Below are 16,125 nucleotides of genomic sequence, written 5' to 3' on the forward strand. Positions count from 1 at the left end.
ACTGGATCGCGTCACGCGGAAACAATTCTTCTCGGCCGACGGGACGCCGGCGTCAACTGGGGCCAGGGAGAAGGCCCGAGAGGGATGGAGGGCCGGTCTCTGCCTGCCCTGGAAGCCTGCCGAGCGAGCGTAACAGTACGAAGATCGACGTCACGAATCCCTCATGTAAATTCATACTTCTCGGTGATCATGTCTCCGATTTCCTTGACCGATGTCGCGCGCGACGGCGAGATTCTTCGCTGCGTCCCGCCCGAATCATCGAAATGGAACAACTGTATGAGGCAGCCCCTGATCATCGGACTGGGCCGGGCCGGCGCCGGGCTGCACCTGCGGGCCCTGCGCACCGCCCTGGACCGCTCGCCCGGGCTCTGGCACGGTCCGGTCGTCGCCGTCGACCCCCGGCCCGGCGAGCGGGCCCCGGTCCCCGACGGCGTCACCGTGACGGCCACGCTCGACGAGGCGCGCGCCCTGCTGCCCCCCGAGCGCGCCGTGGTCCACGTCTGTACCCCGCCGTCCGCCCGGCTCGCCGTCCTCGCCGAACTGGCCGCCGCCGGCTACCGCGACCTGATCGTGGAGAAGCCGCTCGCCGCCGACGCCGCGGAACTGGCCGCCGTCACCGAGCTGGTGACCCGGCACGCCCTGCGGGTCGCGGTGGTGGCGCACTGGCCCTCCTCCGGCCTCGCCGACCGGCTGCGCGCCCCCCTCGCCTCGGGGGAGCGGGGGCGGCTGCTGCGCATCGACGTCGTCCAGCACAAGCCGCGCTTCACCCGCTCGCTGCGCCCCGACGACGGCCACCCCACGGCGTTCGACGTGGAGTTGCCGCACTCCCTGGGCCTGGTCCTGTCGCTCGCGGGCCCCGCCGAGACGACCGGCGCCCGGCTGACCGACCTGCGGATCGGGGAGACGGTCCGCCCCGGCCTGGGCTCGGCGGTGCTCGACCTCCTCCACGGATGCGGGGCGCGCACCCGCATCCACTCCGACCTCACCGCCCCGGTGCGCGAGCGGCGGGTCGCCCTCACCTTCGAACGCGGCACCGTCGTCGGCCACTTCGCGCCGAGCGACGCCGACGACCACGTCCAGCTGGAGACCGACGGGCACCGCGAGGTGTTCCGCGACGACGCCCTGTCCGCCTTCCTCGGCCGGACCTACACCCGTTTCGCCACCGTCCCCGCCGAAGAGCCCTCCTGGGGCGCGGACTTCGCCCTGCACGCCGACGTGGTCCGCATCCTCGACGCGGCCAAGCGGCGCTGCGCGGCGGACGCGGCCGGCGAGCGCCACGAGGAGGACCGCCGTGCCGTGGCCCGTTGACCTGACCGGCCGGATCACCGGCATCGGCGACGAAGCCGCCCCCGGCCTCACCGAACAGATCGCCGTCGCGCGGGAGTTGGGCTGGTCCGCACTGGAGCTGCGCAGCCTCGACGGCACCGCCCTGGCCGACCTGCCGGCGAAGACCGTACGGGAGGCGGCGGCGCGGCTGCACGCGGCCGGGCTCGGCGTGGTCTGCCTCGACTCCCGGATCGGCAACTGGGCCCGCCCGGTCACCGGCCCCTTCTCCGCCGACCTGGACGAGCTGGACCGGCTCGCCGAGCACGGCTCGGTGCTGGGCTGCCGCAGCCTGCGCGTCATGTCGTGGACGGACGGCGGGCTGCCCGAGGCGGAGTGGGCGGCCGAGGCGATCGACCGCATGCGCCGGCTCGCCCGCCGGGCGGAGCGGCTCGGCGTCGAACTGCTCCACGAGAACTGCGCGGGCTGGGCCGGCTCCGACGCCGACCGCACGCTCCGGCTCCTCGCCGAGGTGGACAGCCCGGCGCTGCGCGTCCTCTTCGACATCGGCAACGGCGTCCCGTACGGCTACGACGGCCACGCCCTCCTCGAACGGCTCCTGCCGCACGTCGCCCACGTCCACGTCAAGGACGCCCTGCCCGGCGACCGCCCCGGCGAAGCCGTGTACACGCTGCCCGGCGAGGGCGTCGCCCGGGTCGCCGACTGCGTACGGCTCCTGGAGGAGCACGGCTACCGGGGCGCGTACTCCCTCGAACCCCATCTCGCGGTGGTCCCGCACGAAGGCCGCCGCGGCGAGGGCACCGACACGGCCGGCCCCTTCGTCCGGGCGGCCCGCAGCCTGGCTGCCCTCCCGATCCCCTCCCCCACCGTCCCCGCCCCGGCGCCCGCCCCCGACCGGCCCCGGAACCACTCCGGCGTCGACACGGGCCTGCTGCTGCACCTCCTCCACACGCCCACCGCCGGCCCCCTGGAGACCGGCCCCGACGCGCCCCACCACCTGACGGCCGCCCTGCACGCCTACGCCACGGCGGCGGCCCGGATCGGTTTCACGACGGTGCGCCTCGGCCCCCCGGCCCCCGAGGTGGTGCTGCGCGAGGACACCCCCCGGCCGGTACGCCGCGCGGTCGCCGCCGACCCCACGTTCCTGGAGCGCCAGCCGAGCCTCGTGCTGCGCCTCGGCCCCGAAGTGCCCCGCGAGCGCACCGTGATGTTCAACGCCCACCTGGACACCGTCGCCGGCGGCGCGCCCCCGGCCTTCGACGGAGCCAGGTTCCACGGCCGGGGCGCCGTCGACGCGAAGGGCCCCGCGGTCGCGCTGCTCGCCGGCATCGCGGCCGCCGCCGCGCGCCGCCCGGCGATCGGGCGGGACGTCGCGGTCCTCGTGCAGGCGGTGGCCGGCGAGGAGGGCGGGGCCCTCGGCACCTTCGGCACCCGGCCGCTGGTGGAGGCGGGCCACGTGGGCCGGCTCAACGTGTTCTGCGAACCGACCGGGCTGCGCCATCTGCCCCGCGCCACGGCCGCCGCCACCGCCCGCGTCACCGTCGACGGCGAGGACGCCGTCGACGACCGTCCCGGCGCCGGGCACAACGCCACCGTCCTCCTCGGCTTCCTCGCCCAGCACCTCGCCGCCGCGCTCGGCCCGGCCCCCTCCGGCGGGCCCTCCCCCACGGTCTGCGTGGCGGGGCTGCACACCGGCACCCTGCACAACAAGGTGCACGGCACCGGCACTCTGCTGCTGAACCTCGCCTACGCCACCGCCGAGGCGGGCGCCGCCGCCGAGCGCGCGCTCGCCCGCGCCCTCGACGAAGGGCTGCGGGAGTTCACCGCCCGCTTCTGCGACCTCCCCCTCTTCGCGCGGACGGCCGCCGACGCGGCCCGGATCACCCGCCTCGACTGGGACAAGCGCGGCCTGCCCGCGCTCGGTCCCCAACCCGCCTGGGGCGAAAAGCTGTTGGCGCGCGCGGGCATCCCCCGGTGGCCCGACGACGAGCCCGCCTTCACCTGTGACGCGATCTGGCTGGACGGCACGGAGGCCACCTACACCACGGTGTTCGGCCCCGGCTCCCTGGACGCCAACGGGGCCCACGCGCCGGGCGAGTTCGTCGACCTCGCCGACCTGGAGACCTTCGCGGACCACGTCGCCGCGCTGCTGACCGCCTTCGCCGACGACCTCCGGCACGACGCGGACCACCGCGTCGTGCCGTCCCCTACCGAGAAAGCAGGAACCGCATGACGTCCACGCTGCCCGACGGCGCCGTACCCCGGAGCGCCGGCCCGGCACCCGGAGAGAGCCGGGAGGTGACGGTCGCGTACGAGACGCTGCTCGACGAGACCGCCGCCTGCTTCGTCCGGCTCGGCCTCCCCGAGGGCCGGGCCCGGCTCGCCGCCGAGGCGCTCTGCTACGGCGACCTGACCGGCATGGACTCGCACGGCGTGTTCAACCTGGCGCGCCTCTACGGGCCGCTCCTGCGCTCCGGCGGCGCCGACCCCGCCGCCGAACCGCTGGTCCTGCGCGACCTCGGCCCCTGCGTGGCCGTCGACCACCGGCGGGCACTCGGCCTGTGGGCCGCGTCGGAGGCGATGGACCTCGCCGTGGAACGCGCCGCCCGCTGCGGCATCGGCCTCGTGTCGGTGCGCGGCGCCACCCACTTCGGCTGCGCGGGCGTGCACGCCAAGCGGGCCGCCGACCGGGGCATGATCGGTGTCGTCGCCTCGAACTGCGGCGGCCAGCGCATCGCCCGCCCGCCGCTCGGCGCCGCCGCCCTCCTGGGGACCAACCCGCTGAGCGTGGCGGCCCCCGCCCTCGAAGGCCGCCCGTTCGTCCTGGACATGAGCACCACCGTCGTCCCCACCGGCCGGATCCGCACGGCCGCCCGCGACGGCCGGGAGGCGCCCGAGGGCTGGCTCACCGACGACGCCGGACGGCCGGTGCGGGACGCCGCCGCCTACGACCGGGGCGAGGCCTGGCTGGGCTGGCTCGGCGGCACCCCCGCGACCGGCGCCTTCAAGGGCTTCGGCCTCGGCCTCGCCGTGGAGCTCCTCGCCGCCGTGCTGCCCGGCGCCGCCACCGGCCCCTCCCCCGCCGCCCTGGAGGGCGACGGCAGGCCGGGCGGCGACGACGACGACATCGGCTTCCTCGTCCTCGCCATCGCGCCGCACGTGCTCCGCGACGGCTTCGACGACGACGCCCGGGAGATGTTCGGCACGATCGTCGACTGCCCGCCGCTGCCCGGCCAGGGACCGGTCCGCTACCCGGGCCACCCGGAGGCCGAGCGGGCCGAGCGGCGACGCGCCTCGGGCGTCCCGCTCTCCGCCGCGCTGCACGCCGAACTGACCGCCCTCGGCCTCCGCCTCCCGCTCACCCCGGAGGAGAACCGATGACACCCTCCGCGGACCGCCCCCTCCGCCTGGGGATCGCCGGACTCGGCGTCATCTCCCGCTTCTACGTTGCCGCCGCCGAGGCGATGCCCGCTTGGGAGGTCGCCGCGGTCTGCGACCTGCGCGAGGAGGCCCTGGCCCCCTTCCGCGGCCGGGTCGCCTGCCACACCGACCACCGGGAGCTGCTCGCCGCCGGCCCGCTGGACGCCCTGGTCGTCGCCGTGCCCAACCACGCGCACGCCGAGGTGTGCGCGGACGCGCTGCGGGCCGGCGTCCCGGTCTGCGTGGAGAAGCCCCTCGCCCTGGACCCCGCGGACGGCCACCGCCTCGCCGCGCTCTCCAAGGAGCACGGCGTCCCGCTCCTCACCGCCTTCCACCGCCGCTACAACGACCGGGTCCTCGCGCTGCTCGACCGGCTGCCCGCACCGGACGCGCCGGTGCGGGTGGAGTCCGTACGGGTGCGGTACCTGGAGCGGATCGAGGAGCACATCGGCACCGACACCTGGTATCTGGACCCGGCCCGCTGCGGCGGCGGCTGCGTCGCCGACAACGGCCCCAACGCCTTCGACCTCGTCCGTCTGCTGCTGGGCGAGACGCCGCTGGAGGTGGTCGGGGCGAAGGTGACCCGGGACGGGGCCGGCATCGACCGGCAGGCCGTGATCGAGCTCGCCGGTCCGGGCGGCCGCGGCCTCGTGGAGCTGGACTGGTCGTACCCCGGGGAGGTCAAGGACGTCGTGGTGCGGCTCAGCGACGGCACCGAGCTCACCGCGGACATGCTGGGCGGCCGGCCGGGGTTCAAGGAGTCGCTGTGGCACGAGTACGAGGGCGTGCTCAGGGACGTCGCCGGGCTCCGCGGTCTGCCCGACCCGTCCCGGGCCGTCGAGGGCGGCCTGGCCGCGCTCGGACTGGTCGCCGACGTCTACGCCATGGAGGCCGCCCGATGACCGCGTCCCCCGTGCTGCCGTCCGCCTCCCTGGACGCCGGACGGCACGAGAACGGCGCCAAGCGCGCGGTGACCGGGACGCTGGTGAAGGTGCTGCTGCACGAGCGCACGGACCGGGGCATGACCCTGGAGCCGTTCGCGGCCCGCTGCGTCCGCCGGGGCGAGGTCCACGAGCTGCTGACGACCGACCGGTGGACGGACGAGCCGGGCGCGCGGGTGGACCGGGTCGGCTTCCTCGGCTTCGTGGAGCTGGAGGCCGGCGGGGTCGTCGACCGGGGTGACACGGTGCTGATCGGCGGGGAGCCGGTCGGCACCGTGCTCGGTTTCGACGGCTGCCACCTGCCCAACCACTACAACATCGTGATCCACGCGCCCCGGCTGCTCACCGGCCGGACCCTGGCCCTCGCACCCGAGACGCCCGTGGTCTTCGCTCCGGCCGACTGAGCCGCGACGGACCAGGAGAAAGACAGCCGGCCGGCACCCCCCGAGAGGGTGCCGGCCGGCTGCCGTCGGCAAGGTGGAGCTCAGCCGAGCAGCTCTACGTCGAGCTCACCGGTGTGGAACTGACGCACGGCGTCGAGCAGCTCGTCCTCGGAGAGCGTGCCGCTCTTGTCGGCGTCGATCTGCTGGAAGGCGGCGCGGCCGGCCTGCTCGTCCAGGCCGATGGCACCGAGCCACGCGGCGAACTCGGCCTCGTCGATGACGCCGTCGTTGTTCTTGTCGGCGAGGGCGACGATGCCCTTCGTGACCGGGCCGAGGACCGGGTTGAAGGTGGCGGGGCCACCCTCGACGACGTCACCGGCGGCCTGGAGGAACTGCGCGCGGTTGATCTGACCGGACGCACCCGCCTTGTCGGCGAGCTTCTCGAACATCTCGGTGAAGCCGTTGCGGAGCTGGACGCCCTTCGCCGACTCCGGGGTCTCACCGAAGGCACGGGCAATGTTGGCGGCCTCGGTGGTGAAGTCCGAGAGCTCCAGCACACCGTCGCCGTTCACGTCCCACTTCTCGAAACGCTTCTCGAGACGCTCCTGGGCGATGGTCATGATTTTCTCCTTAGATTTTCTTCAAGGTGCCGTTCGGACGGGCGTCCGGACGGCCTTTCCTCGGTCCGGCCACGCGCGCGCGTGGCCGGACCGGAGGTCTGTGGGGCGTGGGGCGGCGTCAGAGCCGCACCACGCGTCTGCCCTCCGCCGTCCCCCGGGTGTCCAGGACGGGGCAGACCGCGCCGTCCCAGTCGGTGGACCGGTACTCGGCGTGCTCCTGGAGCAGCACCACCAGGTCGCTGTCGGCGAGGGCGTGTTCGCGCGAGCGCTGTCGGGGCACGGCGACGCCGTCCACCTCGAAGCGTCCGACGTACGGATCGTGGTAGGAGAGCCGGGCGCCGAGCGCGCCCAGCGCCCGGGCCACAGGGTAGGCGGGCGACTCCCTGGTGTCGGAGATGTCGGCCTTGTAGGCGACCCCGAGCAGGGTCACCCTGGCGCCGGCGGGGTCCTTCCCGGCCGCGAGGAGCAGGTCGCGGGCCCGGCCCGCGACGTGCTCCGGCATGGCGTCGAGGACGGCGCGGGCGGCGCCCAGGGTGTGGAAGGTGAAGCCCTGTTCGGCCGCGTGGGTCATCAGATAGCGGGGGTCGACGGGGATGCAGTGGCCGCCGACGCCGGGGCCCGGCCGGAAGGCGGTGAAGCCGAAGGGCTTGGTGTCCGCGCAGCGCAGCACGTCCCAGATGTCGATGCCGACCCGGTCGCAGTAGAGGGCGACCTCGTCGACCAGGGCGATGTTGACGTACCGGTAGGCGTTCTCCAGGAGCTTGGCCATCTCCGCCTCCCGCGTCCCGGCGGCGACGACGACCTCGTCGACGAGCCGCTCGTAGAAGGCGGTGGCGTGCTTGGCGCAGAGCTTGGTGCAGCCGCTGACGACCTTGGGCGTGGTGCGCAGCCCGTAGTGGCGGTTGCCGGGGTCGATGCGCTCGGGGGAGTACGCGAGGTGGAAGTCCTCGCCGACGCGCAGTCCGTGCGCTTCGAGGAGGGGCCGGACGATCTCCTCCGTGGTGCCCGGGTGGCTGGTGGACTCGACGCAGACGAGCACGCCGGGTTCCAGGTGGCGGGCGACCGTGCGGACGGCCGTCGTCAGCGGTAACAGGTCGGGCTCGCCGGTCTCGGTGAGGCCGGTGGGCACGCAGATGACGACGGTGTGGGCGCCGGCGAGGACGGCGGGGTCCGTGGAGGCCCGGAAGCCGGCGGCGCGCATCGCCTCGACGTCCTCGTCCGGGATGTCCTCGATGTGCGAGCGTCCCCGGCCCAGCCCTTCGACGACCTCGGTGTCGACGTCGAAGCCGACGGTCGCGAGCCCTGCTTCGCAGGCCCGGCGTGCCAGCGGAAGACCGACGTAGCCGAGACCGACCACGGCGACTTCTGTGAACATTCGTCCCCCCGCGATTCACTTCCCGGCAAAGGAAGTTGAATCAAAGATTCCGTTTGCAGTAACAGGATTGCATGCAATTCCGGGCTGTTGCGCAATCAATGCACGAGTTCGCCCGCATGAGTGAAATCCTCTGCCTCCGGGTCGACGCGGACCGTCGCGCCGGCCGGTGTGGCGCCGCTCAGGGCCTCCACGACCCAGGCCGTGACGGTGCGTCGGCAGACCTTGCCGGTGGGCCGCAGCGGCATCCGGTCGAGCACCAGGAGGTACTCGGGGAACTTGCGGCGCTCCAGGCCCCGGGCCGCGAGATGCGCGGTCACGGCCCCCAGGACCGGCGTGGGCGCCCCTGGAGCCGGGCGTACGGCGGCGCACAGGCGCTCGCCGAACTCCTCGTCGGGCACGGGCACGCAGACCGCCTCCGCGAGCAGGGGGTCGGTGCCCAGTTCCCGTTCCACCTCGGCGGGGCTGATCGTGTAACCGCCCCTGATCACCACGTTCTTGAGCCGGCCGAGGACGCACAGCCGCCCCGCCCCGTCGAGCGCCCCGAGGTCCCCGGAGCGGACCCAGCCCGTCGCGGTGCGGTAGCGGGCGTCGAGTTCGGGCGCGGCCACGTAACACAGCGGTGTCATCGGCCCCTTGGCCTGGATCTCCCCCGGCTCGCCCACGGCGGCGGGCGTGCCGTCCGGCCGGACGATCCTGAGCTCGGCCACGGCCGGGTCGGGGGTGCCGGCGGTGTCCCCGGACGGGGTCACGGTGTGACAGTTGACGCCGTCGGACGAGCCGTAGACGGTGACGACCGGCACGCCGAAGCGTTCCCGGCAGGCGGTCGCGGTGGAGGCGGGCAGCGCCGCGCCGCTGGAGACGAAGGCCCGCAGCCCCGCGGCCGACTCCCCCGGCAGACGGGGCAGATCCGCCATCCGCCGCAGCATGGTCGGCACCCCGAAGACATGGGTGGGCCGGTGGTCGACGACCGCCCGGAGCGCCTCGCGGGCGTCGAACCGCTCGCGGACGATCAGGGTCGCCCCGAGCGCGGCGAGCGCCACCGGCACGCCGAGCGAGCCGTACGAGGAGGCCAGCGGGACGAGGACGAGGAAGCGGGGCGGCTCCGCCGGGAAGCCCGCGAGCGCCCGGACGTAGGCGGCCCGGCCCCCGGCCAGCGCCTGATGGCTGTAGGCCACCAGCTTCGGCTCGGCCTCGGAGCCGGAGGAGACGAGGATCCGCGCCGGCGCGCCGGCCTCGGCGGGCCGGTCCGCCGGCCGGAAGGCCGTACGCGGCACGGCGCGGTCCAGACCGTCCGCGCCGGAGGAGGTGCGGAACACCGCGCGCGTCCAGGGCAGTTCGGCCGCCGCCTCGGCGTCCTGCGCTTCACCGAGGACGGCTCCGCCCGCCCGGGAGCGGGCCAGGAGCACACGGGTGTCGCGGACCCCGCCGCCGAGCGGATACGGCAGGGCGACCGCGCCGAGGGCGTAGACGGCGAGTTCCGCCGCCGCGGCGAGCCGCCCGTTGGGCAGCCGCAGCGCGATCACGTCCCGGGAGCCGAGCCCCTTCTCCGCGAACAGGCCCGCGACGCGCAGCACTTCGGCGTACAGCTCGCCGTAGGTGAGGGTGCCCCGGTCGTCCACGACCGCCTCGCGGTCGGGGAAGGCGAGGGCGTTGCGGCGGAAGAGGGTGAAGAGGTCGGCGTCGGGGCACAGCCCCCGGGCCGCCCACGCCTCGCGGTCGGCGCGCGGCACCCGGTCGGGCAGTTCCAGGCCGTTGCGGGAACGCCAGGGGGTCTCCCGCACGGCGGTCGTCGCGGTCATCGGTTTTCTGCCTTCCGGGGTGGTTCGGGTCGGGCGTGGGCGTGGTGTCAGCGCGTACGGGCGGGGCCGGGTGCCGGCCCGCCGGGTGCCGGGCGGCGGCGGCTCACGCGGAGGTGTCCTCGGTGAACGTCCAGGGCGCGGCCGGGCGGGCGTACGGGAGGTGCTCGTCCGGCGGGAGGACGGCGCGGGCGAAGGCCGGGTCGGCGGCGAGGGCGGTGAGGTCGGTGCGGACGGCGACGGACGGCAGTCCGGCCGCACGGAGCTGGGCCAGCCAGGACTCGGTCGTACGGCTCCGCAGCCGCTCCCCGACCGTGTCGGCGCCGGTGGCGCCCAGGGCCCGGGCGAGCTCCGCGGGCCTGGAGCGGGCCCGGGCGCCCAGGTAGAGCAGTCCGTCGGCGGTGGGCAGCGGGTGGTCGAGCGGGGAGAGGGCGACCCGGTGGCCGGCCCGGGGCACCAGCGCGGCGGCGGAGAGCAGCGAGGAGTGGACGCGGGCGCCGCGGTGGGTCCGCTCGCGGGCGAGGAGGCCGGCGAGGACGCCCTGGGCCAGGACCAGGCCGCCGAGGACGTCGGTGACGGTCATCAGGGAGGGGGCCGGGGGCTCCGCCGAGGGGCGCAGGGCGGCGGCGAGGCCGCCGTGGACCTGGGCGAGGTAGTCGGTGCCGATCGGCGGGACGGGTCCGAGGGCGGTGCCGAATCCGGAGGCGGAGGCGTACACCAGGCGGGGGTGGCGGGCGTGCAGCGCGTCGGCGTCCAGGCCGAGGGCGCGGTCCTTGCCGGGGGCCCAGTTGTGGAGGAAGACATCGGCGTCGGCGGCGAGTTCGGCGACGGTGTCCCGGCCGCGGCGGGTGGTGAGGTCGGCCTCGACGACGGCCTTGCCGTGGTTGAGCGCGGAGAACCTGACCGAGCAGCCGGCGGCGACCGGCGGCAGGTGGCGCAGGGGGTCGCCGCCCGGCGGTTCCACGCGGAGGACCTCGGCGCCGAGCATCCGCAGGACGTGACCGGCCATGGGGCCCTGGACGCGGCGGGCCGACTCGACGACCCGGACGCCGGTCAGCGGCGGGGAGTCGCCGTCGGGCGGGGTGGCGGCCGGGGGGCGGAGCGGAGCGTGGGGGGCGGGTTCCAGCGTCCAGGGGGCGAGGCCCGGCGGGGGTGTCGTGGACTCGCCCACCTCGGCGACGGACACGCCGTGCGCGGCGCCCGCGTGGCGCACGGCCTCCAGGGGCAGGGCCAGGACGGCGGCGCGGAGCTCCGGGGGGAGGGGGCAGACCGCCGTCCCGAAGCGGGACTGGAAGGGGAGCCAGCCGCGGCCCGCCGTGCGCGGGGGAACGCCTAACCGGCTCCAGAATCCGGCCCAGGCGTCGGGGTCGAGCGTCTCGATCTCGACGCGCGCGCCGTCGGCGGTGACGAGGGTGGCGAGTCCGGACGGGCCGCCGGGCGGCGGGGCGTCGTCGGGCGCCGTGGCGGCGGCGAGGTACTGGGTGACCGTGAGGAGCGCCCCCTGGGCGAGGGAGGTGCCGGTGCGCAGTGGCGGGCGGCCCTGGGCGCGGGCGAACAGGGCGGCCGTGACGCCCTGCGCGGCGAGCACGCCGGTGACGGCGGAGACGTACTCCGCGGTGAGGGGCGCGGGGGCGCCGGTGGCCCGGCCGTGCACGTGCATGAGGCCGCAGGCGGCCTGGGCGGCCCGCTCGTCGCCGGCGTCGATGCCGACGGGTCCGGCGCCGCCGACGGTCCAGGCGGGGCGGTCCCGGTCGTCGCCCGGCAGGGCGCCGAGGGTGCGGTCGAGCAGCGCCCCGGCCACGGCGCGGGCGGTGCGGGCGGTGTCGGCGGGCGCGGACGGCGCCCTCGTACCGGCCTCCTCGGACAGGCTCACCTACGCCGACCGCCTTCCCCGTCCCGCAGCATGCGCCGTCCCTCTCCCACCTCGAAACGATCTTTGATCTCCGGGTGAGAACAGCCGACGGACGGGGAGGGCACGGCCACCTCTGCGGCTTCCGCCCGACGGGCGAGCGCTCGCACGGCCGTCCGGGAGCAGTACCGGCCACTCCGGGGGCGGCGGGCGCGCGGTCAGGCGCGGGAGACGGCCGAGGAGAGGGCGTGCAGGCGGAGCGCCAGCTGTATCTCCAGGGCGCGGGAGGGCGCCTGCCAGTCCGCGCCGAGGAGCCGGCCCACCCGCTCCAGGCGCTGGGCCACGGTGTTCACGTGGACGTGCAGGTCGTCCTTGGTGCGGGCCGGGCTCATGCCGCTGGCGAAGTAGGCGTCGAGGGTGCGCACCAGGTCGGTGCCGCGCCGCCGGTCGTAGGCGACGACCTGGCCGATCGTGCGCTCCACGAAGCCGCCGATGTCACGGCCGTCGGCGAGCAGCAGGCCGAGGAAGCCGAGGTCCTCCGCGGCGGCGCCCTCGCCCGCGCGGTGCAGGAGTCCGAGGGCGTCGAGGCAGCGGCGGGCCTCCTGGTACGCGCCGGCCACCCGGTCCGGGTGGTCGAGGAGGTGCCGGACGGGGGCGGAGGCGCCGACGGTGACGGGTTCGCGGAGGGTGCCGCCGAGGTGGCGGGCGGTCTGGCGGGCCAGTTCGGCGGCGTCCTCGCCGGGGCCCAGCGGCAGCAGGAGGACCGTACCGCCGTCCCGGGCGGAGGCGAGGCCGCCGCGGGTGGCGGCGAGGTGGGAGGCGGCGGACCACAGCCGCTGCCGGTCGGCGCTCTCGCGGCCGGGCCGTCCGGTGTCGTCGGCGGGCCCGGTGCGGTCGATGCGGGCGGCGAGGACCACGTGCGGGGCGGCGCCGTCGGTGCGGAGGCGGGCGGCGCGCTCGCGCAGCAGGCGGCGGTCGCGGTCGGGGGCGTCGAGGAGGTCGTCGAGCAGTTCGCCCCGCACCCGCTGTTCGGCCTCGCCGGCCGAGCGGCGGGCGAGCAGGAGCAGGGAGGTGACGAGCGCGGCCCGCTCCAGGGTGCGCAGGTCGACGGGGTCGAGGTCGGGCCTGCCGCGCAGGACGAGGGCGCCGAGGTGCTCGCCTCCGGCGGAGACGGCGGCGACCCAGTCGTCGCCCTCGCGGACCGCGTGCCCGCCGGAGCGGCGGGCGGCGTCGCCGGCGGGGGTCTCGGTGAAGTCGACGGTGCCGCCGAGGACCTCGGAGACGGCCTCTGCGACGTCGTGGACGCCACCGCCGCGCAGCACCAGCTCGGAGAGGCGGTCGTGGACCTCGGAGGCGCGCTCGATGACGGCGCTGTGCTCGCGGATGATGTCGTTGGCCCGCTCCAGCTCGGCGAGGGCGGAGCGGGTCTCGGCGAGCAGGTTGGCGGTGTCGATGGCGACGGCCGCGTGGGCGGCGAAGGAGCCGAGGAGGGCGACCTGCTCGCGTTCGAAGACCCTGGCGCGGCGGTCGGCGGCGAAGAGCACCCCGATGACCTGGCTGCCGAGGCTGAGCGGCACGCCGAGGATGGCGACGAGGCCCTCGTCGCGGACGGCGGAGTCGATCGTGCGGGTGTGCTGGAAGCGCTCGTCGTCGAAGTAGTCGGCGGTGACGTAGGGGCGCGCGGTCTGCGCGACCAGGCCGCCGAGCCCCTCGCCCATGCCGAGGCGGAGCTGCTGGAAGCGGGCGGAGACGGAGCCCTCGGTGACCCGCATGTAGGTGTCGCCGGCCGCGGGGTCGTTGAGGCTCAGGTAGGCGACCTCGGTGCCGAGCAGGGCGCGGGCGCGCTGGACGATCGCGCGCAGCACGGCGTCGAGGTCACGGAGTCCCGCGAGGTCGTGGGCGGTGGCGAAGAGCGCGGACAGCTCCGCCTCGCGCCGCCGGCGGCCCTCCAGGTCGGCGCGGACCCGCAGGGCGAGCTGCTTCGCCTCTTCGAGCCCGGCCAGCATCTCGGCCCCCGCGCCGCTCGCGCGGGCGAGGAGCACGGGCCGGTCGTATGCCTCCGTGGCGGCTCCCCGGGCGAGGAGTTCCAGATAGGAGACGTGTTCGTGGGACATGGACACAGGAATACCCGGCGCACGTGTGCCCGCACCACCCCTGTGGACGGCTCCTGTGGACGACTCCCGCCGGGGTTCCGGGCGCCGCCGGGCCCTGCCTCAGGTGCCGGACGCGGCGCGGAACCAGGTGGGTTCGTCGGCGAGCGCCTTCTCGATCCGGCGCAGGGAGAAACGCTTCATCTCGGGGAGGGCGTCGATCTCGAACCAGCCGACGTCGAGCGACTCGTCGTCGTTGACCCGGGCCTCGCCGCCGACGGCCCGGCAGGCGAAGGCCACGTCCATGTACTGGCAGATGTCGCCGTTGGGGTAGACGACGGGCTTGCGGAGGGTCTCGACCAGGAGCACCCGCTCGGGCACGCAGCGCACCCCGGTCTCCTCCTCGACCTCGCGGACCGCGCAGTCCGCGGGCTGCTCGCCGGGCTCGACGATGCCGCCGACCACGGCCCAGGCGCCGGTGTCGGCGCGGCGGCCCAGCAGGACCCGGCCCCGGTCGTCGAGAACGACGGCGCTGACCCCGGGCAGGAAGAGCAGCTGGTGCCCGGCGGTCTTGCGCAGTTCACGGATGAAGTCAGGGGTAGCCATGGGCCGACCCTAGATCATCTTCCGGGACGGGTCCGGGTCTCAGGCGCGCGGGCGACGGGCCCGTACCCCCCGGGCGACGGCCCAGCCCAGGCCGGCGGCCGCGACGGCGGCGAGCAGGGCCTCGGGAAGGGTGCCGAGCCGGGTCGCGGGGGTCTGCGTGGAGCGCAGGGGGACCTCCTCGACCAGGTAGTCCGGGGTGAACATCGCGGTCTGCGAGACGATTTCGCCGTCGGGACGGATGACGGCGCTGACGCCGCTGGTGACCGGGACGACGACGGCGCGGCTGTGCTCCACGGCCCGGACGCGGGACATGGCGAGCTGCTGGTAGGTCATCTCGCTGCGGCCGAAGGTGGCGTTGTTGCTGGGGACGGTGAGCAGCTGCGCCCCGTGGGTGACGGTGTCGCGGACGGCCCAGTCGAAGGCGGCCTCGTAGCAGGTGGCGAGGCCGACCTTGGTGCCGGCGAGGTCGAAGACGCCGATCTCGCTGCCGGGGCCGAAGTCGCGGGCGACGCGGTCGACGTCGCTGTTGAAGAGCCGGACGACCGACCGCATGGGGATGTACTCGCCGAAGGGCTGGACGTGCCGCTTGTCGTAGGTGGCGACGGGTCCCTTGCCGGGCTCCCACTGGATGAGCGTGTTGCGGAGCTTGCCGGTGGGCGGGGCGATCACGGCGCCGATGACCGTGGGGGCCTTGACGGCGTCGACGGCGCCCTCGATGACGGCGGCGGCGTCGGGGTTGGCGTAGGGGTCGATGTCGGAGGAGTTCTCCGGCCACAGGACGAAGTCCGGCTGCGGCTCGGTCCCTGCCTTCACCTCGGCGGCGAGCTCGCGGGTGCGTGCGGCGTGGTTGTCGAGGACCTGGCGGCGCTGGGAGTTGAAGTCGAGGCCGAGGCGGGGCACGTTGCCCTGGATGGCGGCGACGGTGGCGGTGCCGTCCTCGGGGGCGTCGCTGACGAGCGGCAGGGCGGCGACGGCGCCGGTGACGGGGACGAGGACGGAGAGCGCGGCGGCGGCGAGCGGTCCGCGCGGGACGGCGCCGGTGGCGCGGTGGAGGCGGATCAGGCGGACGGCCTCGTAGAGGCCGAAGCCGCAGAGGGCGACGGCGAAGCCGAGCACCGGTGTGCCGCCGACGGCGGCGAGGGGCAGGAAGATCCCGTCGGCCTGGCCGAAGGCGATCTTGCCCCAGGGGAAGCCGCCGAAGGGCACACGCGCGCGTGCCGCCTCGCCGAGGATCCACACCCCGGCGGCGAAGACCGGCCACCAGGGCAGCCGGGAGACGGCGGCGACGCCGAGACCGACGAAGGCGACGAACAGCGCCTCGATGGCGGCGAGGGCGAGCCACGGCACCGGGCCGACCTCCTCACCGGTCCATACGAGGAGCGGCAGCAGGAAGCCGAGCCCGGCGAGGTAGCCGAGGCCGAAGCCGGCGCGCAGGCGGCGCCCGTACAGGCTCCAGCCGAGGAGCGCGAAGGCGGGCAGCGCGAGCCACCAGAGGGGGCGCGGCGGGAAGCTCAGGTAGAGCAGGACGCCGGAGAGCAGGGCCGTTCCGGGGCGGACGAACCGCTGGAGCCGGGCGAGACGGCGCGGCCGGTCGTCGGTCGCGGACGGGTCGTCGGCGGCTCCGGCCGCCTCGGGGGTGATGGTGGTGCTCACCTTGCGGAGTGTACGTGCCGTGCCTGTTGACGCCCGGTCCGGCACCGTACGGCTCCGGGCGCGGCGCCGGGCCCCGCGGGAGCGTGCCACGGGTACGCGCGCGTGCCC

At 75.6% G+C, this 16,125-nt stretch carries 12 protein-coding genes; 5 read left to right on the forward strand and 7 right to left on the reverse strand.

All coding sequences use genetic code 11. The annotated features are described in order from the left end of the window. Positions 1-276: 276 nt before the first annotated feature. The 5 genes from ABZ621_RS33560 to ABZ621_RS33580 are packed head-to-tail and all read left to right on the forward strand — an operon-like array spanning position 277 to position 6,049. Positions 277-1,308: a Gfo/Idh/MocA family oxidoreductase gene (locus ABZ621_RS33560; RefSeq protein ID WP_360610349.1), complete on the forward strand. Its 1,032-nt coding sequence runs from the start codon at positions 277-279 to the stop codon at positions 1,306-1,308. Continuing rightward, positions 1,292-3,517 carry a M20/M25/M40 family metallo-hydrolase gene (locus tag ABZ621_RS33565; RefSeq protein ID WP_360610351.1) on the forward strand — a complete coding sequence of 742 codons (2,226 nt, stop codon included), beginning with the start codon at positions 1,292-1,294 and terminating at the stop codon, positions 3,515-3,517. Before ABZ621_RS33560 ends, ABZ621_RS33565 begins: the two co-directional genes overlap by 17 nt. Next, positions 3,514-4,665, forward strand: a complete 1,152-nt coding sequence (locus tag ABZ621_RS33570; protein ID WP_360610353.1) for an Ldh family oxidoreductase — start codon at positions 3,514-3,516, stop codon at positions 4,663-4,665. The genes ABZ621_RS33565 and ABZ621_RS33570 overlap by 4 nt, the downstream gene beginning before the upstream one ends. Next, the gene (locus ABZ621_RS33575; RefSeq protein WP_360610355.1) at positions 4,662-5,606 is read left to right on the forward strand and encodes a Gfo/Idh/MocA family oxidoreductase; all 945 of its coding nucleotides are present in this window, start codon (positions 4,662-4,664) and stop codon (positions 5,604-5,606) included. The genes ABZ621_RS33570 and ABZ621_RS33575 overlap by 4 nt, the downstream gene beginning before the upstream one ends. Next, positions 5,603-6,049: a hypothetical protein gene (locus ABZ621_RS33580; RefSeq protein WP_360610357.1), complete on the forward strand. Its 447-nt coding sequence runs from the start codon at positions 5,603-5,605 to the stop codon at positions 6,047-6,049. The genes ABZ621_RS33575 and ABZ621_RS33580 overlap by 4 nt, the downstream gene beginning before the upstream one ends. An 80-nt stretch (positions 6,050-6,129) precedes the next feature. Here ABZ621_RS33580 and ABZ621_RS33585 read toward each other — a convergent pair whose 3' ends face one another. The 7 genes from ABZ621_RS33585 to lnt form a co-directional block, all read right to left on the reverse strand. Then, on the reverse strand, positions 6,130-6,648 hold the full coding sequence (locus ABZ621_RS33585) for an EF-hand domain-containing protein (protein WP_360610359.1): 519 nt from the start codon (positions 6,646-6,648) through the stop codon (positions 6,130-6,132). A gap of 118 nt (positions 6,649-6,766) precedes the next feature. Beyond that, a complete protein-coding gene (locus ABZ621_RS33590; RefSeq protein WP_360610361.1) occupies positions 6,767-8,023 on the reverse strand; it encodes a nucleotide sugar dehydrogenase in 1,257 nt (418 codons plus the stop codon). 95 nt (positions 8,024-8,118) lie between these two features. Beyond that, positions 8,119-9,822 (reverse strand): class I adenylate-forming enzyme family protein, encoded by a 1,704-nt coding sequence (locus ABZ621_RS33595; protein WP_360610363.1) that lies wholly within the window; start codon positions 9,820-9,822, stop codon positions 8,119-8,121. A gap of 103 nt (positions 9,823-9,925) precedes the next feature. Beyond that, entirely contained in the window at positions 9,926-11,692 is a 1,767-nt protein-coding gene (locus ABZ621_RS33600; protein ID WP_360610365.1) for a CoA transferase, read from the reverse strand. A gap of 194 nt (positions 11,693-11,886) precedes the next feature. Beyond that, the gene (locus ABZ621_RS33605) at positions 11,887-13,782 is read right to left on the reverse strand and encodes a GAF domain-containing protein (protein ID WP_360610367.1); all 1,896 of its coding nucleotides are present in this window, start codon (positions 13,780-13,782) and stop codon (positions 11,887-11,889) included. 99 nt (positions 13,783-13,881) lie between these two features. Then, on the reverse strand, positions 13,882-14,364 hold the full coding sequence (locus tag ABZ621_RS33610) for an NUDIX domain-containing protein (RefSeq protein ID WP_360610369.1): 483 nt from the start codon (positions 14,362-14,364) through the stop codon (positions 13,882-13,884). Between the two features lie 39 nt (positions 14,365-14,403). Then, complete coding sequence (lnt, locus tag ABZ621_RS33615; RefSeq protein ID WP_360610371.1) at positions 14,404-16,017, reverse strand: apolipoprotein N-acyltransferase; 1,614 nt, start codon at positions 16,015-16,017, stop codon at positions 14,404-14,406. Between the last annotated feature and the right edge of the window lie 108 nt (positions 16,018-16,125).

The sequence above is a fragment of the Streptomyces sp. NPDC007863 genome (assembly GCF_040633895.1).
Lineage (GTDB): Bacteria > Actinomycetota > Actinomycetes > Streptomycetales > Streptomycetaceae > Streptomyces.